Below are 23747 nucleotides of genomic sequence, written 5' to 3'. Positions count from 1 at the left end.
GGGGCCTTGGAGGCGGCACCCTCTTCCTTCATCTTCTTGAAGGCGGGCGATTCATTCATCTGCATGCGGATATAGAGCGAGATCAGGAGCAACAGGATCGAGCCCAGGAACGGAACGCGCCAGCCCCAGAGATCAAAGGCCTTGATCATCTTCGGCGTGCCATCCGGGTTCATGACGGCGGCTCCTGCCGCATCGAGAACCGCCGTCGGCGCCCAGTGTGCGTTCACATAGCTCTGCACCCCGAGAATGACGATCAGCGAGAGCAGAAGGCCGAGGGTTGCCGTCGTCTGGATGAAGGCCGTGAAGTAGCCGCGCTGGTTGGCCGGCGCATGTTCGGCGACGTAGACCGCCGCGCCGCCATATTCACCCCCAAGTGCCAGACCCTGCAGCATGCGCAGGATGATGAGAATGATCGGCGCCGCCGCACCCCAGCTGTTGTAGCCGGGCAGAAGACCGACGAGGAAGGTGGACAGACCCATGATGAGGATCGTCATGAGGAAGGTGTACTTGCGCCCGACGAGATCGCCCAGCGCACCGAACACCAGGGCGCCGAAGGGGCGAACGATGAAGCCCGCCGCGAAGGCGAGAAGCGCAAAGACGTTGCGGGTGGCTTCGGGGAAGGCCGTGAAATACTGCGCGCCGATAATGGCGGCGAGCGAACCGTAAAGATAGAAATCATACCATTCGAAGATGGTGCCGGCAGAAGAGGCCATGATGACCTTCTTCTCCTCACCCGTCATGGGACGCGATCGGTCCCTGGCGTTCATTTCAATTGCTGCCATGTATGCCTCCTCCTAGATTCCAGCCTCTCGGCCTGCCAATGCCGCTGATCACAGTCTCTCGCGTGAACCCTGCCTCCAGCAGCGCCCCTCACTCCGATGCCGGCCGTCCCCGGCCGGGAATGCAACGCGTCGCTTGCGCGATCGCCTCCTCATTGCATTTCCTCCGGCCTGTTGCCGGATGTCGGTCCTTGCGTGGCGACCACAATCAACGCGGTGGCCAAGAGCGACATTGAAAAACCTAGCACAGCTCGAATGGACGGATCAGAACGACTTTGGTCTAACTGTTGACAACCTGCGGTGCCCGAAGCGCCTGATCGGGAAAGGGCCGGCCTTGCACGCCGGCAGGACGAAGAGAACCGTCATGCGAGGGGAAAAGGCGTATGCTGCCGGCCATCATTGCCCATTGCGACTGGAGCATCGACGCGCGCAAGCGCTGGATGGCGGTCGCCATTCGCGAGGGAGGGGGCTACCGCCTGGCCGCGCCGGAGCCGGTTGGCAATACCGCGGATCTGATCGAGCGCCTTGCCACCCGGGCAACGGAAGCCGGACCGCTGCTGCTGGGTTTCGATTTTCCGATCGGGCTGCCGGTCTCCTATGGCGCGCTGACCGGCCTTGCCTCCTTCCGCCATTTTCTGGACGTGGCGGGCGAGGGGGAGTGGGCGCACTGGTTCCGCGTCGCCGCGAAGCCTGAGGAAATTGCCGTGTCGCGTCCCTTCTATCCTGCCCGACCCGGCGGCACCCTGCGCAGCCATCTGTTTACGGGACTGGGTCTCGATGCTGCCGATCTGTTGCGCCAATGCGAGCGGCCGGCACCGGGCAGGGCGACGCCTGCCATGCTGTTCTGGACGCTCGGCGGCAACCAGGTCGGCAAGGCGGCGATCACCGGCTGGCGCGAGATCATCCTGCCCAACCGGAATCGCATCGGCCTCTGGCCTTTCGATGGGGCGCTTTTTCGAATCCTCGCCGAAAAGGCGATCGTGATTGCGGAAACCTATCCGGGCGATGCCTATGGCCAGATCGGCATTGCGCGCCAGCCGGTGTGGAGCAAGCGCAAGCACGAGGGGCGCCTGAGAGCTGCGGGTTTTCTGCATCGCTGGATTGCCGATCACCTCGCGGTGGACGCCTCCGCTCTTCTTCCGTCGCTGGCCGATGGTTTTGGCGTCGATGCCGCCGGTGAGGATCGTTTTGACTGCACGGTCGGACTGCTCGCGATGATCGACGTGGTTTTCGGCGCAAGGCCCGAGGGCGCCCCCTTGCAGGCGCCGGTCACCACCTGGGAAGGCTGGATCCTCGGGCGCGCCTGATCACCCCCTGCGTTCCCGAACCGGAAAGGCCCGTTTCCTGCGCCATTTATCTTGCCCGATCTTCGGTCTATGAGAAGGGGAAGGCCGGGGTTCGGCCGTGACCAGCGTGGAATGGAAGAATGGAAAAAGCGCGATATTACGCCAAGATGGGTGGCCTGCCGGGCCAGACGGAACTGCTTTCCAGCAAGGCGGTGTTCACCACGGCCTATGCGGTGATCCCGCGCACGGTGATGTCCGATATCGTCACCAGCCTGCTGCCGCACTGGGACAAGACGCGCGCCTGGATCATCGCCCGGCCGATGACCGGCTTTTCGGAGACCTTTGCCCAGTACCTGATGGAGGTGGCGCCGGGCGGTGGCAGCCTGCAGCCGGAACCGAACCGCGAGGCGCAGGGTGCGATCTTCGTGGTCGAGGGCGAGATGACGATCACGCTGGAAGGCACCGCCCATCCTCTGCGGGCCGGCTCCTTCGCCTATCTGCCGGCCGGCTCTGCCTGGACGGTGAAGAACGACGGCGCGGTTGCCGCGAAATTCCACTGGGTGCGCAAGCGCTTCCAGGTGGTGGACGGGCTGGAACTGCCGCCGGCGATCTTCACCCATGAGGACGAGCACGCGATTTCCCACATGCCCGATACCAACGGCGCCTGGGGAACGACCCGCTTCATCGATCCCGCCGACCTGCGCTACGACATGCATCTCAACATCGTGACCTTCGAGCCGGGCGGCACCATTCCCTTCATGGAAACCCATGTGATGGAGCACGGGCTCTACGTGCTGGAAGGCAAGGCCGTCTACCGCCTGAATTCCGACTGGGTGGAGGTGGAAGCCGGCGACTTCATGTGGCTGCGCGCCTTCTGCCCGCAGGCCTGCTATGCCGGCGGCCCGGGCCGCTTCCGCTATCTGCTCTACAAGGATGTCAACCGCCACGTCGATCTGTGGTGAGGGGAGAGGCCGGTTCTGCCGGCCTGCTCTGTGTGCCCGTGGGGCAGGCACCTGACATGCGAAGGGGCGGTGTCTCCACCGCCCCTCAGAAAGATCAGCGAACGGAGCCTGCGGCTTATTCGTGATAGTCGTAGGCCGCGAAGCCGTGGCGCTTGACGAGTTCGTCGCGCTCGGCAGCCTTCAGGTCTTCACGCATCATTTCGGCGACCAGTTCCTGGAAGGTGATCTTCGGCACCCAGCCCAGCTTTTCCTTGGCCTTGGCCGGATCGCCGAGCAGGGTTTCCACTTCGGTCGGACGGAAATAGCGGGGATCGACGGCAACGATGCACTTGCCGCTGGCGTCATAGCCCTTCTCGTTCACGCCCTCACCCTCCCAGGTGATGGAGAGGCCGATTTCCTTGGCGCCGGCATCGACGAATTCGCGCACGCTGTACTGCACGCCGGTCGCGATGACGAAGTCTTCCGGCTGTTCCTGCTGCAGCATCATCCACTGCATCTCGACATAGTCCTTGGCGTGCCCCCAGTCGCGCTTGGCGTCGAGATTGCCGAGATAGAGGCAATCCTGCAGGCCAAGCTTGATGCGGGCGAGCGCACGGGTGATCTTGCGCGTCACGAAGGTTTCGCCGCGCACCGGGCTCTCGTGGTTGAAGAGAATGCCGTTGCAGGCATAGATGCCGTAGGCTTCGCGATAGTTGACCGTGATCCAGTAGGCATAGAGCTTTGCGACCGCGTAGGGCGAGCGCGGATAGAAGGGCGTGGTCTCGCGCTGCGGAATTTCCTGGACGAGGCCGTAGAGTTCCGAGGTCGACGCCTGGTAGAAACGCGACTTCTTCTCAAGGCCGAGAATGCGGATGGCTTCCAGAATGCGCAGTGCGCCGAGCGCGTCCGAGTTTGCCGTATATTCCGGCTCCTCGAAGGAAACGGCCACGTGCGACTGGGCGGCCAGATTGTAGATCTCGTCCGGCTGCACCTGCTGGATGATGCGGATCAGGCTCGAGGAATCCGTCATGTCGCCGTAATGCAGGATCAGGCGGCGGTCCTTCTCGTGCGGATCCTGATAGAGATGATCGATGCGATCAGTGTTGAAGAGCGAGGCGCGGCGCTTGATGCCGTGCACTTCATAGCCCTTCTTCAGCAAGAGTTCCGCCAGATACGAACCATCCTGACCGGTGATGCCGGTGATCAAAGCGACTTTGCGTCCATCTGCCATGTGTACCAATTCCCTGTGTCCAAAAACCGATAGTTCATCAAGATATGCAGGTTGCGGATCGGTGGCGCTTCAAAATGCGGAAGGAATGCTTGCCTCAGCCCGCAGCGACGTCTGACGACCTGTCGCCTGTTTCTTTATCATCTTGCGCCGCCCTGTCATTCATCATCCGGACCTATCCTGATATTTCCCCTCTTACTGTTGCGCCGCCACCCTCATCGCGGATCCAGAACGCCACCGTTTTCCTGCATGTTGCTACAGTCAAGGCATGACTCATATCTACTATGAGCCAGACGCATAACTACTTTGCAAAAGCCGGTGATGGATCACCCTCTCGACGCGCCGCATTGGCAGAGCCTACACCCATTTTGTGCTTTGCAGCATTCTTCCGCTTCATGATTTTTCGCAGTTTTGCAAGAAGAAGTTACCCTTTCCAAGGATTTGTTACGGTTTTCTTCGTGCGGCGTGGCTTTTCCGTGCCGCGCTTGATGCGTCTGATGCGCGTTTGCACCAATGCCCAAAAAATAGACGAGCCATACGAATTGAATATATTGGTGATTGCCTCAGTGCTGGCGGTGTAGTACTCACGTGGCCAAGTCTTTCCGAAGACATCTCGTCTGGATGGTGTCTGTTGCGGTTCATCTGCGGTGTCTGTGCCTGCAATATGGAGCCTTGTGAAGTCAAGTTTCCCGTCTGGGGTGTGGTGTTTTCGGGTGCGACTTCTGTTTGCTTGCGTTCTCGGGCGTTTCTTGCGTCCCTGAATTCTGGGTGCGCTGATCGTGGTTTCGTGGAGTGTGGTGATGGCTGACGTGCGTTACGATCTGGCCGGCAAGAAGGTGTATGTTGCCGGGCATCGCGGAATGGTGGGGTCGGCGATCGTCCGCCGTCTGGCGTCCGAAGGGTGTCAGGTCCTGGTTGCGACGCGCAGTGAGCTTGATCTGACCCGGCAGGACCAGGTGGAGGCCTGGATGGGGGCTCACCGTCCGGATGCCGTCTTTCTGGCCGCCGCCAAGGTGGGTGGCATTCTGGCCAACGACACCTATCCGGCGGACTTTCTCTACGAAAACCTGGTGCTCGAGGCGAACATCATTCATGCCGCGCACCGCATCGGTGTCGAGAAGCTGCTGTTTCTCGGCTCCTCCTGCATCTATCCGAAGTTTGCGCCGCAGCCGATTACTGAGGATGCCCTGTTGACGGGCGCGCTGGAGCCCACGAACGAGTGGTATGCGATTGCCAAGATTGCCGGCATCAAGCTGTGTCAGGCCTATCGCAAGCAGCATGGGCACGATTTCATTTCCGCCATGCCGACCAATCTCTATGGCCCCGGCGACAATTTCGACCTCACCTCCAGCCATGTGATGCCGGCACTGATCCGCAAGGCGCACGAAGCCAAAATCAACGGGAAGTCGGAAATCGTGGTATGGGGCACGGGCACGCCGCGTCGCGAGTTTCTGCATGTCGATGATTGTGCCGACGCCTGCGTTCACCTGATGAAGACTTATTCCGGCGAAAGCCACGTCAATATCGGCTTCGGAGACGATGTGACCATCCTGGACCTCACGAAACTTGTCTGCAAGGTGGTTGGCTACGAGGGGGCGATCGTCAACGATCTCTCCAAGCCCGATGGCACGCCGCGCAAGCTGATGAGCGCCGACAAGCTCAGGGCATCCGGCTGGTCGCCAAGGATTGAGCTCGAGGAGGGCATTCGCAGCGCCTACGATGCCTTCCTCGCAGGCGAGTACGCCGAGCGCAAGCCGGGAGCGGCCGCATGAGTTCGGCCGCCCTTGATGACCTTCATGCGGAAGCTGTTGCGCCCAAGGCCGCAGTGTCGCCGTTGGCGGCCCGGAAGGTTGTGATCTATGGCATGAATTACGCGCCGGAGCTTGCGGGCGTCGGCAAATATACCGGTGAGATCGCCGAATATCTTGCGCGCGAGGGGGTGGACGTCACGGTGGTCACCACGCCGCCGCATTATCCCGGCTGGGCCGTGCAGCACGGTTACCGCAACGGTTATGGCAGCTCGGTGGAAAACGGTGTCAAGGTGGTGCGCACGCCGCTGCTGCTGCGCCGCAAGATGAGCGGCATCTGGCGCATGCTGGCGCCGCTGAGCTTTGCCGTCGCGTCCGCGCCCGTCGTCTTCTGGCAGATCCTGCGGCGTCGGCCGGAAACGGTGTTCTGCGTCGAGCCGACCCTGTTTGCCTCGCCCGTTGCGCAACTGGCTGCTGCCGTCATCGGCGCGCGGACCGTGCTGCACGTTCAGGACCTAGAAGTCGACGCGGCATTTGCTGTCGGCCATCTCGGGGCCCACGGGCTCCTGAAGAAGCTCGGCTTTGCCTTCGAGCGCTTCACACTGAAGCGGTTCGACAAGGTAATCACCATTTCCAACCGCATGGCGGAAAAACTGGTGGCCAAGGGCGTTTTGCCCGAGAAGATGGCGCTGGTGCGCAACTGGGTCGATCTGACGCACATCTATCCTATGGACGAAGAGAGCCCCTATCGCGCCGAACTCGGCTTTGCGAAGGATGACTTCGTTGTTCTCTATTCCGGCAATATCGGTGCCAAGCAGGGTCTGAACGTGCTTCTGGATGCGGCCGAGCAATTGAAGGACGAGAAAAAGATCCATTTCGTGATTGCCGGCGAAGGCCCGGTCAAGGCCGAGCTGCAGGCGCGCTACGGACATCTTTCCAATTTGCGCTTCCTGCCTTTCCAGCCCTATGCGCGGCTGAACGCGTTCCTCAATATGGCGGACCTGCATGCCCTGCCGCAGGACAAGGGCGCTGCGGACCTCGTGCTTCCTTCCAAGCTTGGTGGTATGCTGGCCAGTGGCAGGCCGGTGCTGGTGACGGCCGACGACGGCACGGAGCTTGCAGAGTTCGTGCGCGGCGCAGCGATCGTGGTGCCGCCGGGCGATGCGGGCGAGATGGCGCAGGCGATCAACGAGGCCTCTCGGCAGATGATGTCTTCCACTCGGCAAGCGGATCAGCTTGTTCTCGTGCGCGGGCTTTCGTCGCACGATGTGCTGCCGCAACTGGCCGGATTGTTCCATGCAGGTCTCGGAGCGAAGTAACCCAGGATGTCATCGATCGCTGCGCAGTCGGAACTCCAACGCGATGCCATTCTGGCCGGCCGCTTCGACCTGCGTGTCTGGACCTTCGTGAGGTTTGTCATCCCATTTCACGTCGCGCTTGTTCTGTTAAACTTTGCGCTGGATCAGCAATTTCTTACCGCGTGTGCGCATTTGGCCATGGCAGCGATAGCTTGGCTCGTTACCATGCGCTGCAGGGATGGAATCAGGATCATCATCTTTACGAACGTTTATTGGATGTTCTCTGTTGCGACCTATGCCTACGCTTTTCTGAATGGTCAGACAGCAACCTACGGGTTGGGGAATGCAGAAAGAGCTGCACTTGTCGCTCTCGTCAGCCAATTGGCGCTGTATGTGGCTTGCCTGCTGACGCCGAATAGAGGCGTCCTGCTGAAGATCGATGAATTCAAGTACCTTCGTCGGCGTTCCACGCTTAACACATTGCAGTACCCGTTTCTGATCGTTGGTTTGCTCGGTGTCATTGTCGGAAACTATGGTTTGCTTTCTCCCGCATACGCGGTAACGATCGGCTATTTTCTGCTTGTCGCGATGTCGATCCGCCTTGCGGAAGGAAAAATTGCCCAGGATCCCATGTTGTTGGGGATCTTTGCGCTTATGTTCTACATTTCTGCTGCCAGTAGTGGGCGTACGGCGCTCATGGCGCTTCTATTCATGATGGGTTTCGCGGTTCTGATGCTGAAAGAGAAAATCATTTCTTTCGGTACCCTGATTGCCGCATACTTCACCATGCGATTGCTGAGCATATTTTCAGCCCTTCTTCTCTCCGTTCGCTGGACGAGAGGTACGTCGGTATCGACGGCGGAGTTGTTCGCGTCGAAGTTTTTTTCCTTGGATACTGCATTTTTCCTGATCAATCCTTTCTACGTGCATCCTGTTCAACTGGAGGCCGTCACCGCGCCGGAAAACACCAGTGGTTTTTACTCGGACTTTTTCAGAGCAGGTTCCGACAGCCTGCTTCAGCGTCTGACGCTTCTTCCCCAGATGGATATTGTTGTCTCGAAAATTCGCGACATCGGTGCCATCCGTTGGGATGATCTCTGGGGGAATATTGTCTGGAACGTTCTGCCGGGCATTTTGGGTCAGGACAAGGATCTCCTGTTCAGTGACCAGATCGTCTGGGAGCTCGGACTGCGTGACTGGGCCAACGTGGGGCGGCCGATGATTACGGTTCAGGGTGAACTTTTCTCGATCGGAGGGTATGCCTGCGTTTTCCTGGTAACATTTTATCTCTATTACATGATGAGTTACATGTATGGCGTAATGGCTCGGATGATGGGTGGCCGCGTCACGGCGATCCTGATTATGTCCCAGTTCTTCGTCAACGGCTTCGTCTCGACAACGCTTCTCAGTGTCGCGATGGCGTCTACACGGATCCCCTTTCAATTTATTGCTGTACTCAGCGTGATATTCTTCATATTTCGAATGTTTGCAAAACGGGACAAGCCGTTGCGTAAGAGGAAATTTGCGTGAAGCTTGCCAGTTTGAAATCTCAATTTACTTGGGGGGTGTTCTCTCAAGGCTATTCCCAGGCTGTTACGATTGGTTCACAGCTGCTTGTTCTTCCATTGATGGTGACGTTCTGGGGGGCGGAGAAGTACGGAAGCTGGCTGATTATTTCAGCGTTGCCGTCCTATCTCTCCATGGCGGATCTTGGATTTGCTCAAATTTCTGCAAACGACATGACCATGCGGATGGCACGGGGAGACGCCCGAGGCGCTCTGGTTGTGAATCAGACGGCATGGCTTTTTAACCTTTGCGTCACCTTGATCCTCATCGTTGCCTTTGGTCTGTTCGTCTCGTTTGTGCCCCTGGATGAGCTTTTCAGCTTGAAGTCGGGAAATGGAGGCGATGTTCGAGTTGCAACCTTTGTGTTGGGTCTTCTTACGCTGACGTCGATTGTGTTCGGCGTGATCGGTGCGGGAATGAGGTCGGTTGGCTTGTTGTGGGCTGTCGTGAGCATCAACGCCACTTCACGCCTGACCGAGGCAGTGCTTCTGGCTGGATGTGCGTATTTCGATTTTGACTTCCTTCCGACATCGCTGCTGCTGCTTGCCAATCGTTCTCTTATCTTTCTCGCGGGCTGTCTTCCGTTCTACAGAAAGTATCCTCAGTTTATGCCGGGGCTTCGCTTGGCTGATTTTCAGTTGCTGCGCCGTATGGTTGTTCCGTCTGTCGCTTACATGTCCTATACGGCAAGTTACGCCTTGAATATCCAGGGCGTCAGTCTGCTTGTGGGCGCCTTCCTGGGACCTGTTGCTGTCGTTGTGATCAATGCGATCCGTACTTTGACGCGGCTTGGTCGGACAGCAGCCTCAATCGTTATCAGTTCTCTCGAGCCGATATTCGCACAGTTATCTGGCTCGGGTGAAGCTTCCAAGGAAAAGCGGGCGTTCCAATACCTGATCTATGCCGCCAGTATTGGAACATTGATTTATGTCGCGGGCATGTGGCTATTTGGCGAGTCATTCTTGGCATGGTGGACGCGAGGAACGGTTGTTGATCAGTCGCTGCTTTTCCACATGATGTTGCTCGCCGTCGTCTTCGAGATCGCCTGGTACACGTTGCAGACGCCCTTCGTTTCGACCAACAGACACAGTTATTTCGCGCTCTGGTTGCTCATTCTTTCTGTTCTCTCTATTGCACTATTGTGGCTGATGATTGGGCGGTTCGGGCTTGCCGCGGCAGGTGCGGTTACCCTGATGCTGAATGGATCGATGGTGCTGGTGACAGTTCTTGTTGCCCGCAAACATAGCAAGAAAGCGGCTTGACGCTCGCCTCTGGGTTTCCCTTGTCGCTCTTTGTTCCGGCAATCAAATCGAAGATTATGGATGACGAAATGAGCAAGTTAGCAACGGAAGACGGAGTGCCTCGTGGTCTGTGTCTCAGTCCTCGCTGGTTTATCCGTCCCAAAAATACGGATTGGCTTCATACCGTTTACGCTGCTAATCTTCTGACACAGAGCAGCAAACGTTTTACGCTTGAGTTGGACAAGCGCGCGGTTTCCGTTGGTCGCTCGAACTACACTTATATTCGGAAGTTTTTGCTGGGCAGAGCGCTTGGTCGCTCTGCGATTTTCACGCCTTACGAGCAATATCCCGGAAAATTGCCCGGGTATGATTTCTTTTACTCTTACGGCACCTTTCCCACAGATGCACCGAGCGGTGCCAGGATTCTTTGGCATGACGGCCCGACCGATGTGGATGTCCTCATGCGTCGCGGCTTGTCTGTGGCGGAGGTCGATCGGTGCCTTCGCGCAAAGAGGGATATCGCGCAGGTCGCGACACGACTGGCGATGTCCAGTGAATACTCCAAGCAGCTTTTTTGTCAGCAATTCGAGGTCGATGCTGCCCGGGTCGATGTCCTGCCTTTTGTCCTGCCCTTCACGCAGGCGATTGATGATGAGCGGCTTACCGCCAAGCATGTCGCCGGTCCGATCAAGATACTGTTTGTGGGCCGCGCAGCGCGGCGCAAGGGGCTGGATCTGCTGGTCACAGCATTTCAGTCGCTTCGTGCGCGGGGAGTTGAGGCAACGCTGACCATTGTCTCCGAGATGCAGGACGGCCCCGTCGCATTGCCGGATGACCCTGCCATCGAATTGTTGCCAGCCCTGCCGCCGCTTGAGATTCAGCGCTTGATGAGTGCTGCGCACATATTTGCGATGCCAAGCCGGGAAGAGAGTTACGGCATTGTGTATATCGAGGCCCTCGCTGCCGGCGCGGTTCCGATTGCGCCCGACAAGCCGCAGCAGAGGATGATGCTGCAGAATGGCGACATCGGTTGCCTTGTCTCGCCGTCGCCGGATGATATTGCAGAGAGACTTGTCAAGTTAAGCGAAAACAATTCGCTGCGGTTGGAGATGGCACGGCGCGGGGTTGAGGCCTTCACCAAGCATTACAGCAAGGCAGCTGTTTTGGAGCGGTTTGAACAGGCCTTCGACATGACGTTGAAAGGTTGAGCGGCGATATGCGGGAATTGAAAGTGCTGTTTGTTGGCTCCTTTGCTGGCACAAGCGGGCATCGAGCAGATGCATTGCGCCGCTGCGGTTATGCGGTGACGCACATCTCACCCTATGTCGATCTCCCCCGTCGGTGGAGTCTCTGGCTCTACCGGACGGGCGGGATCGGTCTGGACTGGCTGGTGACCCGGTCGCTGAAGCGGCAGATTCCGGACGGCCGCTTTGATCTGGCTGTCGTGGATTCCGGCGATGTAATCGGGCCGCGTGCCTTGTCTTATATCCGGTCCGTTGCAAGATTGTCCTGCAATTACAATGCCGATAACCCCTATCATGACCCGCCGCCGGAGCGGCTCAGGTGGACCTTGCACCGCCGTGCCGCAAAGATGCATGATCTTGTCGTGGCGGTGAAGCGCGACAAGCTTGACGAGCAGATGCGTGCGCTTGGTATTCGTAACCCCATGCTGATCTGGCAATGTGCGGACGAGATCGAGCATACGCCTTACGCGTTTCAGGAGGGGGAAAAGGATGAGTGGGCCTGCGATGTGATCTTCGCAGGCGCCTGGATGCCCGGGCGGGATGCCTTTATGGCGGAACTGGTCGAAGCGGGGCTGGATATCAGGATCTACGGCAACCGCTGGGACCGATCGCCGAATTTCGAGCGCATCAAGTCGGCCGTTCAGTTCAAGTTTCTGAAGGACCGTGATTACGCCAAGGCGATTTCTGCGGCCAAGGTGGCCCTTGTGATGCTGAACGACCGGAATTTCGATCTGCACACCACGCGTTCCGCGGAAATCCCAGCCATCGGCACGGCGATGTGCGCTCCGCGTACCAGCCACCATCTTGCGATGTATGACGAGGGCGAGGAGGTTCTGCTGTTCGACAATGCGCAGGAATGCGTGGCGCAGTGCCGCCGCTTGCTGGCGGATGATGCGTTTCGCATCCGCATGGCGCAGAAGGCCAGGGAGCGGTCGGTGCGCAACCGCACCTATAACGAATTCCTGATGCAGGATATCGTCGAGCGAGCCCTCGAAATCGGAGGCCGGCGATGACGCAGGTGCTCATCATCGATACCCATCCGGTGCAGTATCGGGCTCCGATCTATCAGGATCTGGCGCGCTATGACGGTGTGTCGCTGACCGTTGCCTATTACAACGACGCCTCTGTCCGGGGCTATCGCGATGTGGAGTTCCAGCGCGAGGTGAAGTGGAACATGCCGCTGCTCAGCGGATATTCGCATGAAGTTCTGCTGCCCGGGCGTGAGGATACCCGCGATACGTTCTGGGGCTTCAAGGGGATCGAGGTGGGCAAGGTTCTGTCCAAGCACAAGCCCGATCTTGTCATCATCCATTCCGTCAATCACTGGGTCGGTATCCGCTTCGCCCTGGCCGCGCGCTTGCGCGGCATCGCCTGCTGGTTGCGGGTGGAAACGCAGGACGAAGCCTTCATTCGTCGCAGTTCGCTCAAGCAGACGGTGCGCAGCCTCGGTTACCGTGCCATTTATTCGCTGTTCAATGGGGCGTTCTGCTTCGGCGAGCTCAATCGGCGCCATCTTGTCGCGCATGGCTTCAAGCCGTCGCAACTGGTGATGACCCGATTTTCGACGGTGGATAAGGCGGCCGGTCTTTCCGCAACGGAGAAGTCTACACGTGCCCGTGCGCTGCGGGAACGGCTCGGCATTTCCGCGGAGAGCGTGGTTGTCGCGGCCTTCGGGAAGCTCATCCCGAAGAAGGATCCGGAAACGGTGATCAAAGCCTGCATTGCGCTTGCCGCCACGACTGGGCGTGATGTCACGTGTCTTCTGGTGGGAAGCGGCGCGCTGGAAGAAGATCTTCGAAGCCGATATGCACAGGCTCCCGGCATCCGCCTGGTGTTGACCGGCTTCATCAATCAGGACGAGATTGGCGACTACTATCTGGCGTCCGATGTGGTGGTCCTGGCCTCTCGCCGCGAGGGCGAAGTCTGGGGCCTAGTGTGCAATGAGGCGTTACAGGCCGGTTGTGCCCTGGCCATGTCGGAGGCGGTCGGTGCCGCTCCCGAATTCGGCCATCGCGAGCGCTGTGGAATCTTCGCTATCGGCGATGTCGCTGCACTGACAACGCTTTTGCAGAAGCTGTGTCTGTTCGAGCGTGACTACAACTGGGCCAGCGGCTTTATGCAGGATTACAGCACGGAGGCTGCCGCGAGCGGCCTTGCATCCGTTGCGCGGCTGGTCCGGCGGAGGGAGGGCTGACATGCGTGTACCCCGCGTCCTGTTTCTGGCGCTCGACACCTATTCGCGTACCGGCGGTCTGCAACGCTTCAATCAGCGGGTGATTGGGTGCCTCTCCGACATTGCCGGCAAGGGCGCGATCCGGGATTGCCGGGTCATGATCATGCGGGATATCGATTCCGATTTTCCTCCGGTCGAGCGCGTTCACCTGCGTGGTTTCGGTCCCCGCCGTCTGGCCTTCATGCGGGAGGCGCTCGCGGCCGCCCGCCAATCGGACATTCTTTTCCTGGGGCAGGTCAACCTGCTGCCTGTCGGCTTTCTGGCCAAACTCCTGAACCCCCGCCTGAAGATCTGCCTGTTCGTGCATGGTGTCGAGGTGTGGAACGATCCGGTTTACCGTCGCAAGCGCGTGTATGAGCCTTTTCTGTTGAAAGCCGTCGGCATGGTGGCCTCGGTCAGCCGCTATACGGCCGATATCATGGCGCGCGAATTTTCGATAAACACGCAGAAGTTTCGTATTTTTCCCAATTCGGTTGATGCCTTGGCGGAGGACATCGTTCCTCCGGCTGCCGGCGCTCCGGTCGTGCTCTGTGTGACACGCATGGCCGTGCATGATCACGGCAAGAATGTCGACAAGGTGCTGCGCGCCTTCAAGCTTGTTCTGGAGCGGCAGCCCGAAGCCCGCCTAGAGATTGTCGGCGATGGGGTGCTGAAGCCGGAACTGGTTGCACTGGCTGAAAGCCTTGGCATCCAGACGAGCGTGACCTTTCACGGACGCGTCAGCGATGCGGTGCTCGATGACTGCTATCGGCGTGCGTCCTGCTTTGTGCTGCCCTCTTCCAAGGAGGGATTCGGCATCGTTTATCTCGAGGCCTGGAAATACGGGCTGCCGGTGATCTGCGGCACGCAGGGTGCCTCCAAGGAGGTGGTGAGCGACAGGCAGGATGGTTTCGTCATCGATCCATCGGATGTTCCGGCTCTCGCAGCAGCGATGGAGACCCTGATTGGTGATCGGCAAAGGGCTGCTGCCATGGGACAGGCCGGCAAGCAAAAACTGCAGTCGCGTTACCTGAATGCGCATTTCAGAGCCAATCTTGAACAGCTGCTCGGGGAACTGTCGTGAAAATTTTGCGCGTTATTGCCAGTGTCGATCCACGGACGGGTGGCCCGATCGAGGGGCTGAAGCTCAGCGCTAACGCCATGCGCGACGACGGGCATGAGACAGAGGTGGTTTGCCTGGACGATCCAGCGGCACCTTATGTGGCGAGCTTCCCATTTCCGGTTCACGCCTGCGGACCCGGCACGCGCAGGTATGGCTACACACCGAAGCTTGCCCGCTGGATCGCCCAGAATGGCAACCAATATGATGCGGCAGTTGTCCACGGTCTGTGGAACCATGCCTCGATTGGCGGCTGGCAGGGGCTGCGAAAGGCGCGGCTGCCTTATGTCGTCTTCACTCACGGCATGCTCGACCCATGGTTCCGTGAAACCTACCCCCTGAAACATCAGTTGAAGCAGATTCTCTGGGGCTTGGCGCAGGGCAAGGTGTTGCGGGATGCGCATTGCGTCCTGTTCACGTCCGAGGAGGAGTGCTGTCTGGCGCGCGGGGTCTTCCGTGGCCACGCCTACCGTGAACAGGTCGTTGCCTATGCCGCCGGCGAGCCTCCGGATGAGGCAGAGGAGCAGCGCGCCGCCTTCCGGGCGCTCCTTCCCGCGGTGGACGGCCGCCGCTATCTCCTTTTTTTGAGCCGGATCCATCCCAAGAAGGGATGCGACCTGCTGGTCGATGCCTTTGTGGATATGGCCGGTGCACATCCGGATGTCGATCTAGTTATCGCAGGTCCCGATCAGGTTGGCATGAAGGCCGAATTGATGGCGAAAGCCGTCTCCGCAGGGGTCGCGCATCGTATTCACTGGCCCGGCATGCTGAGCGGCAAGGCCAAATGGGGCGCCTTCCGCGGCGCCGAGGCTTTCGTCCTGCCGTCGCATCAGGAAAATTTCGGCATCGTTGTTGCGGAAGCAATGGCCTGCGGTACTCCCGTTCTCATCACCAACAAGGTGAATATCTGGCGTGAGGTGCTCGAAACGGGTTCAGGTCTGGTCGAGAACGATGATCGTGACGGTATCGTGCGATTGCTGAATACCTTCCTTGGGCTTCCGGATGGTGAACGGCAAAGCCTTGGACACCGTGCACGGCAGGGGTTCGAACGCTGTTTTCGTGCAGATGCGGCGGCGAGGGATTTGCTGCATAACCTGCGAGCCGCCAAGGAAGGCGCCATGTGACTAGCCTCAATGCCCGCGAAAGCGGCAACAGTGAAGGCGGAGCGAGTTTGTATTTGTAGGTGTGCCAGCTATTTGAGATGGATTTTGGCTTTTGGGAGTTTTCCCGTTTATTGAATGATAATTTTGGAAAATTTAGTAATTATATGATTGTGTGTAGTGATTTCTTTGTTTTGATTTGAAAGGATAAATTTGCCGTGGAGTGTTTGAGAAGGTGAAGGCGGAGCGATGCATGGGGTTAATTCTTGCGCACCAGTCTAACCCCCGAAACGGTGGGCCAAGTTACTCTTTTGGGCATCGCCTCAGGCGTATGTGGTTCTCTTTTGTATGGAATGCATGCTGCCGCTGGACGCCGGTGCCCCTGCACCGATGGCGCCGATTTGTGCTGCGTCTGTTCGGAGCGAAGATTTCCGACACGGCGAAGATTTATCCGAGTGTAAAGATCTGGTATCCCGCGAATCTCGATATGGCGGAGTATTCCTGTCTGGGGCCTGAGGTAAATTGTTATTCCATGGACCGGATTTCTCTTGCATCATATTCTCTGGTCTCCCAAGGCGCCTATCTTTGTGCCGGGACTCATGAGGTGGATGGTGAGGGTTTTCAGCTGATCACAAAGCCGATCACGATCGAGGCAAATGCCTGGGTGGCTGCGGAAGCATTTGTCGGGCCCGGCGTAACCGTCGGAGAATGGGCGGTGCTCGGCGCCAGAGGCGTGGCGTTCCGCAACCTGGATCCAAAGACGATTTATGCAGGGAATCCAGCCAAGCCGCTGCGCCTACGCAGACTGCCAGGAGAGATAACTTGACATCGGTTTGTGTCCTTATCCTGACCCACAACGAGTCCCTTCATATCGAACGGGCGATCACGCACGTGAAGTCTTTCGCGAAGGAGATCTTCGTGATCGACTCCGGTTCGAAAGACGCCACCGTCGAGATTGCCAAGGCCAATGGCGCTCAGGTGTTGTTCAATCCCTGGACGAATTACTCACGGCAATTCCAGTGGGGGCTCGACAATGCGCCGATCACGGCCGACTGGATCATGCGGCTTGATGCGGATGAGGTAATCGAACCGGCTCTGGCTGCCGAGATCTGCGAGAAATTGCCGACCCTAGGATCAGACGTTGCGGCGGTGAACCTGAAGCGGAAGCATATCTTCCTCGATCGGTGGGTGCGTCACGGTGGCCGTTATCCGTTGATCCTCACGCGTATCTGGCGCAAGGGGCAGGGGCGCATTGAAGACCGCTGGATGGATGAGCACATCCTGGTGTGGGGGGGGCGCACGGTGCTGTTCGACAACCCGTTCTCCGACCATAATCTGAATGACCTCACTTTCTTCACCGACAAGCATAACAGATATGCCAACCGGGAAGCCGTTGATGTTCTGAATCAGCGTTACGGCCTGTTTGCAACGGACATTGTCCTGACCAAGGATGCGTCGTCACTGCAGGCGTCTCTCAAGCGGTTCATCAAGGAAAAGATCTACAACCGGATTCCATTTCCGGTATCCTCGTTTGGCTACTTTATTTACCGGTATATGTTCCAGCTCGGCTTTCTCGACGGGTTGGAAGGGCTTTGCTACCATTTCCTGCAAGGCTTCTGGTATCGCTTCCTGGTCGGCGCGAAGATTATGGAATTCGAGCGCGCGATACGACATTTGCCGACCCGCGAGGCGAAGCTGGCAAAACTGGCGAATATGACCGGCTTGAAACTCTAGAGAATTCCGGTGAAAACCGGATCGCCTGGAATGTTCTATCTCTTTGTTTTCACGCAGTCTGGACGCAAAACCGCGGACGCGGTTTTGCTCGACGTGCGGATCCCGCGAAGGCGACGGTCCTTTGTCGTCGCTCCATCTACATGAAAACAATGGGTTAGCATTACCTGGCAAAGGCCCCCTTTGTTCCGTTATTCCTCTCCTGGTTGCTCTGCTTTGTGCGGATGCAGCCGTAGATCCGTTCGATGAAGAATGCTCGTGCCATCGCAAGCCAGCCGGTTAGACAGACATTTTTGATCTGGTTCGCCATGTGATGATTGGGTCACATACTGTCGTTTACATAGGTCATGTTTTACAGCGGGTTAAATTAATTGGTGACTCTGAATCCGTTCCGGAATATGGAGTATCTATTCTTGGCGGACGATCACATTTTCAATATTCAGTGGGTGGTTTCAGTGGCGGCAACCGATATGCACAAGGAACAATCTGTTGTGTCTTTGGGTGGTGGTCATTTGCTCTGGGATTATGACGATGCGCCCGGAGCAGGGCTTGGTTTTGCATCCCGTACGCGGTTTTCACGAGCTTTCCATCTTTCGGCGAAGCGTTTGCTGGACGTTGCGGTGTCTTTGGGTGCGCTGATCGTTCTGGCGCCCCTGTTGCTGAGTGTCGCCCTGATGATCCGTCTGGAAAGTCGTGGGCCTGTCCTGTTCCGGCAGACACGCTGGGGGCAGGGCTGCAAGCCGATCCGCGTCTACAAGTTTCGTTCGATGTATGTTGAACGCTGTGACCCGACGGGTGTGGCGCAGACGATCAAGGATGATCCGCGCATTACCCGTGTCGGACGTGTCATTCGTCGCACGAATATCGATGAGCTGCCTCAGTTGCTGAATGTTCTCAAGGGCGAGATGTCTCTTGTTGGTCCCCGCTGCCATGCCATTGGCATGCTGGCCGCCGGTATCCCTTACGAAGATCTGGTGCAGGATTATCATCGGCGCCATCTGATGAAGCCCGGCATTACCGGCCTTGCCCAGATGCGTGGACTGCGCGGCCCGACGGATCGGCCGTCGAAGGCGCGGGCGCGGATTGCCTGCGATCTCCATTACGTCGATAACTTTTCGATCTGGATGGACCTCAAGATCATTCTCGGCACCATTCGATCTGAACTGACGTCCGGTCAGGGCTTCTGAATGCGGCGCCCGCGAAAGGCGGGCGCTTTCTGTCTTCCTGTTGGAAACCCTGTTGGCGTCTCCCTGTTGCGATGGGGCGGCACTGTGTGCTTGAACACGAGAAAATGCCGAGGTGGTGTTGCAACCTCTCTGCAGGGCTTTTTCATCCATGTATCCGGAGTTTGCTATGAGCCAGAAGATCATCCCCGTCATCATGGCCGGTGGAAAGGGTACGAGGCTCTGGCCGTTGTCGCGCTCCAGTGCGCCAAAGCAGTTCATTCAAGTCGCCGGCGATCGCACGCTCTTTCAGGCAACGCTTCTGCGTGTAGCCGACAAGTCGCTTTATGAGGCGCCGGTTGTCATCACCAACCAGGATTTCCGCTTCCTCGTGGCCGAGCAGGCACGGGATATAGGGGTTGCCTTGTCCGGTATTCTGCTGGAGCCGGTGGCGCGCAACACGGCCCCAGCCATTGCTGCAGCCTGTGCCTATCTGGTCGAGGGGTTCGGCGAGGACGCCGTGCTGCAACTGCTGGCATCTGACCATGAGATCGATGCTGGCGATCTCTATCTGGATGCGATCCGCATCGCCCGTGACACCGCGATCTCCGGCAAGATCGTGACTTTCGGCATCAGGCCGACGGAGCCGGCCACGGGTTACGGCTATATCGAGCAGGGCGACATCTTGCCGACGGGGGCCAGGGAGCTGCGCCGTTTTGTGGAAAAGCCGCCGCTGGCAAAGGCTGAGGAAATGCTGGCCGCCGGCGGTTTCTCCTGGAATTCCGGCATCTTCATGTGCCGCGTCGGGCTTTTGATGAACGAATTGCGTGCGTTTGCCCCTGTTGTCCTGGAGGCCGCCGTTGCTGCCGTTGCCAAGGCGCATCGGGATCTTGATTTCGTGCGACTGGACCCGGAAAGCTTTGCGGCAAGCCCCGATATCTCCATTGATTACGCGGTCATGGAAAAGACCTCGAATGCCGCCGTTGTTCCTGCGGCCTTTGCCTGGTCCGATCTCGGCAGCTGGGATGCCGTGTGGAAGCTTGGCGCCAAGGACGAGGCCGGCAACGTCGTGCTCGGCAATGCAACCCTGGTCAATGCCGAAAACTCGCTGATCGTCTCGCGTGCCGGCCATCTGGCCGTGCAGGGGGTGAAGGATCTGGCTGTGATCGCCAGCGAGGATGCCGTCTATGTGGGGCGGCTGGAGGATAGTCAGGACGTGGGCAAGCTGGTGAAGCGTCTTGCGGCTGAGGTCCATACGGCAAAGCTCACGGAAACCCATCCGACGTCCTATCGTCCGTGGGGTGGATTGACCGCGCTTCTTGATGGCGACCGCTTCCAGGTCAACCGGCTTTTTGTCCTGCCGGGCAAGCGGCTTTCGCTGCAGCGCCACCATCACCGCGCGGAGCATTGGGTATGCGTGAAGGGGGTTGCGGAAGTCACGATCGGCGACCAGATGCGACTGATCCGTGAAAACGAATCCATCTTTATCCCCCAGGGTGAGGTACATCGGCTACACAATCCCGGCAAAATTCCCCTCGAGATGGTCGAGGTCCAGACGGGCGCCTATCTGGGACAGGACGATATCATTCGTCTGGAGGATGACTATGGTCGGGAAAAGGCTTGAGCGCCGGATGTGCCGCCGCAGCGCGGGGAGCGCCGTCTGAAACCCATGGCCTGGTTGATTTGGGCGTGTAATGTTGCGATGCAATAAGGTGATGTCGGTCCGGTTCCACTGAAGATGTTGAAACTCTCTCGATGAGGAATAGTGAATGCGTATAGTCATGGTTGGCTCCGGCTATGTCGGACTTGTTTCGGGTGCCTGCTTCGCTGACTTCGGCCACGATGTGGTATGCGTCGACAAGGCCGCCGAGAAGATCGCGGCACTCAACAACGGCATCATGCCGATCTATGAGCCTGGCCTTGATGCACTCGTGGCCTCCAATCGCTCCGCCGGCCGCTTGTCCTTCACAACCGAACTCGGCCCTGCCGTCGAGGCGGCGGATGTTGTTTTCATCGCGGTCGGAACGCCGTCACGCCGTGGCGATGGCCATGCGGACCTTTCCTATGTCTATGCGGCTGCCGCTGAGATTGCCCAGTCGATCAAGGGCTTCACGGTTGTCGTGACGAAGTCGACCGTGCCGGTCGGCACCGGTGATGAGGTTGAGCGTATCATTCGTGAAACCAATCCGGAGGCAGACTTCGCGGTCGTCTCAAACCCCGAATTCCTGCGCGAGGGCGCGGCCATCGACGACTTCAAGCGACCGGACCGCATCGTTGTCGGTGTCACCGACGACCGGGCGCGAGGGGTCATGACCGAAGTCTATCGTCCGCTCTATCTCAACCAGTCGCCGCTTGTCTTTACCGGTCGCCGGACGTCGGAACTGATCAAGTACGCTGCCAACGCCTTCCTGGCGATGAAGATTACCTTCATCAACGAGATCGCCGATCTTTGCGAGCGGGTGGGTGCGGATGTGCAGGACGTGTCGCGCGGCATCGGCCTTGATGGTCGTATCGGTTCCAAGTTCCTGCATGCCGGTCCGGGTTATGGTGGCTCCTGCTTCCCGAAGGATACGCTGGCACTGGTCAAGACCGCGCAGGACCATGACAGCCCGGTCCGTCTGATCGAGACCACCATTGCGATCAACGACAATCGCAAGCGAGCCATGGGCCGCCGCGTGATTGCGGCACTCGGCGGGGACGTACGCGGCAAGAAAATCGGCATTCTTGGCCTGACCTTCAAGCCGAATACCGATGACATGCGTGACAGCCCTGCGATTGCGATTGTCCAGACCCTGAAGGATGCCGGAGCCATCGTTTCGGGCTACGATCCGGAAGGTATCGACAATGCCCGCCAGATGATGGACATCGCATTCGCCTCCGGCCCCTATCAGGTGGCGGAAGGCGCTGCGGCTCTGGTCCTCGTGACCGAATGGAATCAGTTCCGCGCGTTGGACCTGCCACGTCTGAAGTCGCTGATGGTGACTCCGGTCTTCGTGGATCTGCGCAATGTCTATCGCGCGTCCGAGGTCGAAGCCCATGGCTTTGACTATCATGCCATCGGCAAAGCGGATTGACGATACCGGAATATCTGATCTAAAGGCGCCGCCCATCCTGAGGGGCGGCGCTTTTGCGTTCTGGATGGGCGTGAATGGATGTTGTCCAAAGGATCCCGCGGCCTTGCGAAAGCGACAGGCGCGAAACCACAGGGCGCGAGGCGTGACTTTAAACGATCGCGATCCGTTTTAAAGCAAAACGGCGTCTTCCTGATAGATCTTCAGGACGCAGAGGCGACCGGTCGCATAGGCACAGGTGTCAATGGCGATGCGTCCCGGCTTGAATTCCGGCTCTGGCACCGGTGTGTGGCCGTGAACGACGGTGAGCGGCAGTTCCGGACCGCGAGACAGGAACGGTTCGCGGATCCAGAGCAGGTCTTCGTCCGTCTGCTCTTCCAGTGGGATGCCCGGCCGAATGCCGGCATGGGTGAAGACATAGCTGCCAAGCTTCAGGCTCGACGGCATCTTGCGGATAAAATCGATGTGCGACAACGGAATGGCTTCATCCAGAAGCTGCCTCAGAGCAGTGAAATCGATCCGGTCACGCTTTTGGAACAACTCGATATTCACCCCGTAGGACATCAGCGTTTCACGCCCACCGAACTCAAGCCAGGTCGCGGCGTTGCGCGGATCGGTGAGAAAACGCAGGAACATCTCGTCGTGATTGCCGCACAGGGCAAGGCGGCGAAGGCCCTGCGGGCTTGGACGGCTCAGATGGTTGAGAACGGCGGCAGAATCCGGTCCGCGGTCGATATAGTCTCCCAGAAGCACCACCAGCCCTGGAACGCCGGATGCTTCGATGTCGGACATGATCCGGTGTTCTGCCTCGATGAGTTCGCGGATGCAGCCATGGATATCGCCAATGGCATAGATTGCGTAGGCGGGTGGTTGTTCACCGAGGTCCAGCCGCTGACGGGACGCAAGGGGAGACGCGTGTACCCGCTTTCCCCGGAGCCAATCCAACAGCTGCTTAAGTGACGTCAATCTGCACCTTCCATTTCGCATAACCCTGTCAAGGCTATGCTCACACACCGAGACAACGGTAACCGAGGCCCTGAAGACTTAATGGTGCCTCAAAATATTGAACATACGGACAAGACTATGTCGAAACCAATTGCCAAATTATTTTTCTGCCGACACTTGGGGCTCTCTTGCGCTGCGGTCAAGGCCTAAAAAAGCAATTGATTGAACACGATTGCGTAAGTCGTGACCACCGTAACGTCTCCCGGATGTGTTCTTTGCGTTTGGTGCGGTTGGCACTCGCGGTTATGGATGTGACATATGGTTGCCCACCGCACGGAGATCCTGGGCTGCCGGTTCCAGCGGATAGCGATCCACGCGACGCTTCAATGCAAAAAGATTGAAGCGTTTGGGATCCAGTAGCTCTTGCCGGAATGTGATCACGTAGGGGCCGAGAACGGAATAGAAATCCTGCCACTTTTCCGTCTTGTCACGGATGACCGTCTGCAAGTCCGGCTCCAGTGAAACAGGGTGGACAATCTGTTGCAGCATGGCAAAACCATGCAGGAGAATCTCGCTGCCATCGGTATCGGCCTTGCTGAGTTTCATGCGCCAGGATGTGATGCTGTGCATCTTGTCTCCGCGAACCTGAAGGAAAACCGCGGCTGCATCCGGAGACGGTGCGGCAGACCAGAAGGCAAGGCATTGCCAGTTGCCTTCGCCATCCACCGTGTATTGTGGTTTGTCCTGCCCGGGGTCTGCCAGGGCCGCGCATTGCTGCGCAGGCTCGACAACGGCTTCGAACCGCGTTGCCGGCAGGGCGGGAGACAGACTGATCAGCCATTGCCCGGCAACGCGCGCGCCGGCGCGGGAGGTCTTGTGGATCCGCTCTGTGGTCTTTTCTGGGGTATGGATGCCAAGACGCTTTTGCAGCAGTTTCCAGTTGCGCGCATCATTGGCAAACAGCACCGTGCCGATGGTCGCGCCGGTCGCGAGAAGAAGCCAGATCATCAGCGCCCAGCGACCCCTCGGACGCGGCAGCTTGCCGATGGCCTGTTGATCGCTTTCTATCGTCAT

General features: G+C 58.5%; 21 protein-coding genes. 17 read left to right on the top strand and 4 right to left on the bottom strand.

Annotated features, from left to right (window positions below; translation table 11 throughout):
- A partial coding sequence (locus tag FNA46_RS10490) for an MFS transporter (RefSeq protein ID WP_143125149.1) occupies window positions 1-740 on the bottom strand: 740 nt, incomplete at its 3' end.
- A gap of 422 nt (window positions 741-1162) precedes the next feature.
- Between FNA46_RS10490 and FNA46_RS10485 the strand changes: the two genes are divergently transcribed.
- Window positions 1163-2086 carry a DUF429 domain-containing protein gene (locus FNA46_RS10485; protein ID WP_143125141.1) on the top strand — a complete coding sequence of 308 codons (924 nt, stop codon included), beginning with the start codon at window positions 1163-1165 and terminating at the stop codon, window positions 2084-2086.
- A gap of 119 nt (window positions 2087-2205) precedes the next feature.
- Complete coding sequence (locus tag FNA46_RS10480) at window positions 2206-3027, top strand: bifunctional allantoicase/(S)-ureidoglycine aminohydrolase (protein WP_143125140.1); 822 nt, start codon at window positions 2206-2208, stop codon at window positions 3025-3027.
- A gap of 115 nt (window positions 3028-3142) precedes the next feature.
- Here FNA46_RS10480 and gmd read toward each other — a convergent pair whose 3' ends face one another.
- Window positions 3143-4237 (bottom strand): GDP-mannose 4,6-dehydratase, encoded by a 1095-nt coding sequence (gene gmd, locus FNA46_RS10475; protein ID WP_143125139.1) that lies wholly within the window; start codon window positions 4235-4237, stop codon window positions 3143-3145.
- A 281-nt stretch (window positions 4238-4518) separates the two neighbouring features.
- Between gmd and FNA46_RS10470 the strand changes: the two genes are divergently transcribed.
- From FNA46_RS10470 to FNA46_RS10400, 15 genes are all read left to right on the top strand, one after another.
- Window positions 4519-4815, top strand: coding sequence for a hypothetical protein (locus tag FNA46_RS10470; protein ID WP_143125138.1), 297 nt, complete (start codon window positions 4519-4521; stop codon window positions 4813-4815).
- A 219-nt stretch (window positions 4816-5034) separates the two neighbouring features.
- A complete protein-coding gene (fcl, locus tag FNA46_RS10465) occupies window positions 5035-6006 on the top strand; it encodes a GDP-L-fucose synthase (protein WP_143125137.1) in 972 nt (323 codons plus the stop codon).
- Window positions 6003-7301, top strand: coding sequence for a WcaI family glycosyltransferase (locus FNA46_RS10460; RefSeq protein ID WP_143125136.1), 1299 nt, complete (start codon window positions 6003-6005; stop codon window positions 7299-7301). Before fcl ends, FNA46_RS10460 begins: the two co-directional genes overlap by 4 nt.
- A gap of 6 nt (window positions 7302-7307) precedes the next feature.
- Entirely contained in the window at window positions 7308-8810 is a 1503-nt protein-coding gene (locus FNA46_RS10455) for a hypothetical protein (RefSeq protein WP_143125135.1), read from the top strand.
- The gene (locus tag FNA46_RS10450) at window positions 8807-10108 is read left to right on the top strand and encodes a lipopolysaccharide biosynthesis protein (protein ID WP_143125134.1); all 1302 of its coding nucleotides are present in this window, start codon (window positions 8807-8809) and stop codon (window positions 10106-10108) included. Before FNA46_RS10455 ends, FNA46_RS10450 begins: the two co-directional genes overlap by 4 nt.
- Window positions 10105-11295, top strand: coding sequence for a glycosyltransferase family 4 protein (locus FNA46_RS10445; RefSeq protein ID WP_143125133.1), 1191 nt, complete (start codon window positions 10105-10107; stop codon window positions 11293-11295). Before FNA46_RS10450 ends, FNA46_RS10445 begins: the two co-directional genes overlap by 4 nt.
- Before the next feature lie 95 nt (window positions 11296-11390).
- Window positions 11391-12344, top strand: coding sequence for a CgeB family protein (locus FNA46_RS10440; protein WP_185969799.1), 954 nt, complete (start codon window positions 11391-11393; stop codon window positions 12342-12344).
- Window positions 12341-13525 carry a glycosyltransferase family 4 protein gene (locus FNA46_RS10435; protein WP_143125131.1) on the top strand — a complete coding sequence of 395 codons (1185 nt, stop codon included), beginning with the start codon at window positions 12341-12343 and terminating at the stop codon, window positions 13523-13525. Before FNA46_RS10440 ends, FNA46_RS10435 begins: the two co-directional genes overlap by 4 nt.
- 1 nt (window position 13526) lies before the next feature.
- Window positions 13527-14627: a glycosyltransferase family 4 protein gene (locus FNA46_RS10430; RefSeq protein ID WP_143125130.1), complete on the top strand. Its 1101-nt coding sequence runs from the start codon at window positions 13527-13529 to the stop codon at window positions 14625-14627.
- Window positions 14624-15787, top strand: a complete 1164-nt coding sequence (locus FNA46_RS10425) for a glycosyltransferase (protein ID WP_143125129.1) — start codon at window positions 14624-14626, stop codon at window positions 15785-15787. The genes FNA46_RS10430 and FNA46_RS10425 overlap by 4 nt, the downstream gene beginning before the upstream one ends.
- A 229-nt stretch (window positions 15788-16016) precedes the next feature.
- Window positions 16017-16589 (top strand): LbetaH domain-containing protein, encoded by a 573-nt coding sequence (locus FNA46_RS10420; protein WP_143125128.1) that lies wholly within the window; start codon window positions 16017-16019, stop codon window positions 16587-16589.
- Window positions 16586-17497: a glycosyltransferase family 2 protein gene (locus tag FNA46_RS10415; protein ID WP_210245869.1), complete on the top strand. Its 912-nt coding sequence runs from the start codon at window positions 16586-16588 to the stop codon at window positions 17495-17497. Before FNA46_RS10420 ends, FNA46_RS10415 begins: the two co-directional genes overlap by 4 nt.
- 410 nt (window positions 17498-17907) lie before the next feature.
- Entirely contained in the window at window positions 17908-18681 is a 774-nt protein-coding gene (locus FNA46_RS10410; protein WP_342782388.1) for a sugar transferase, read from the top strand.
- Between the two features lie 166 nt (window positions 18682-18847).
- Window positions 18848-20281, top strand: coding sequence for a mannose-1-phosphate guanylyltransferase/mannose-6-phosphate isomerase (locus FNA46_RS10405; protein WP_143125126.1), 1434 nt, complete (start codon window positions 18848-18850; stop codon window positions 20279-20281).
- Between the two features lie 145 nt (window positions 20282-20426).
- On the top strand, window positions 20427-21731 hold the full coding sequence (locus FNA46_RS10400; protein WP_143125125.1) for a UDP-glucose dehydrogenase family protein: 1305 nt from the start codon (window positions 20427-20429) through the stop codon (window positions 21729-21731).
- A gap of 168 nt (window positions 21732-21899) precedes the next feature.
- Here the strand turns inward: FNA46_RS10400 and FNA46_RS10395 are convergent, their stop codons facing one another.
- Both FNA46_RS10395 and FNA46_RS10390 read right to left on the bottom strand, forming a co-directional pair.
- The gene (locus FNA46_RS10395) at window positions 21900-22673 is read right to left on the bottom strand and encodes a metallophosphoesterase family protein (protein ID WP_425468709.1); all 774 of its coding nucleotides are present in this window, start codon (window positions 22671-22673) and stop codon (window positions 21900-21902) included.
- 303 nt (window positions 22674-22976) lie between these two features.
- Window positions 22977-23681, bottom strand: coding sequence for a DUF6030 family protein (locus tag FNA46_RS10390; protein WP_281288935.1), 705 nt, complete (start codon window positions 23679-23681; stop codon window positions 22977-22979).
- Window positions 23682-23747: the final 66 nt, after the last annotated feature.

Origin of the sequence: Affinirhizobium straminoryzae (genome assembly GCF_007004135.1) — a bacterium.
Taxonomy (GTDB): Bacteria; Pseudomonadota; Alphaproteobacteria; order Rhizobiales; family Rhizobiaceae; genus Neorhizobium; species Neorhizobium straminoryzae.
The sequence above is the reverse complement of the archived record's forward strand: the minus strand, read 5'-3'. Positions and strand labels throughout refer to the sequence as shown.

Excerpts from the sequence above, each read along its gene's own strand:
- FNA46_RS10390 (WP_281288935.1), bottom strand. The coding sequence starts at position 23,681 with ATGATCTGGCTTCTTCTCGCGACCGGCGCGACCATCGGCACGGTGCTG.
- gmd (WP_143125139.1), bottom strand. The coding sequence starts at position 4,237 with ATGGCAGATGGACGCAAAGTCGCTTTGATCACCGGCATCACCGGTCAG.
- FNA46_RS10485 (WP_143125141.1), top strand. The coding sequence starts at position 1,163 with ATGCTGCCGGCCATCATTGCCCATTGCGACTGGAGCATCGACGCGCGC.
- FNA46_RS10435 (WP_143125131.1), top strand. The coding sequence starts at position 12,341 with ATGACGCAGGTGCTCATCATCGATACCCATCCGGTGCAGTATCGGGCT.
- fcl (WP_143125137.1), top strand. The coding sequence starts at position 5,035 with ATGGCTGACGTGCGTTACGATCTGGCCGGCAAGAAGGTGTATGTTGCC.
- FNA46_RS10455 (WP_143125135.1), top strand. The coding sequence starts at position 7,308 with ATGTCATCGATCGCTGCGCAGTCGGAACTCCAACGCGATGCCATTCTG.
- FNA46_RS10480 (WP_143125140.1), top strand. The coding sequence starts at position 2,206 with ATGGAAAAAGCGCGATATTACGCCAAGATGGGTGGCCTGCCGGGCCAG.
- FNA46_RS10420 (WP_143125128.1), top strand. The coding sequence starts at position 16,017 with ATGGGGTTAATTCTTGCGCACCAGTCTAACCCCCGAAACGGTGGGCCA.
- FNA46_RS10470 (WP_143125138.1), top strand. The coding sequence starts at position 4,519 with ATGAGCCAGACGCATAACTACTTTGCAAAAGCCGGTGATGGATCACCC.
- FNA46_RS10460 (WP_143125136.1), top strand. The coding sequence starts at position 6,003 with ATGAGTTCGGCCGCCCTTGATGACCTTCATGCGGAAGCTGTTGCGCCC.
- FNA46_RS10405 (WP_143125126.1), top strand. The coding sequence starts at position 18,848 with ATGAGCCAGAAGATCATCCCCGTCATCATGGCCGGTGGAAAGGGTACG.
- FNA46_RS10400 (WP_143125125.1), top strand. The coding sequence starts at position 20,427 with ATGCGTATAGTCATGGTTGGCTCCGGCTATGTCGGACTTGTTTCGGGT.
- FNA46_RS10430 (WP_143125130.1), top strand. The coding sequence starts at position 13,527 with ATGCGTGTACCCCGCGTCCTGTTTCTGGCGCTCGACACCTATTCGCGT.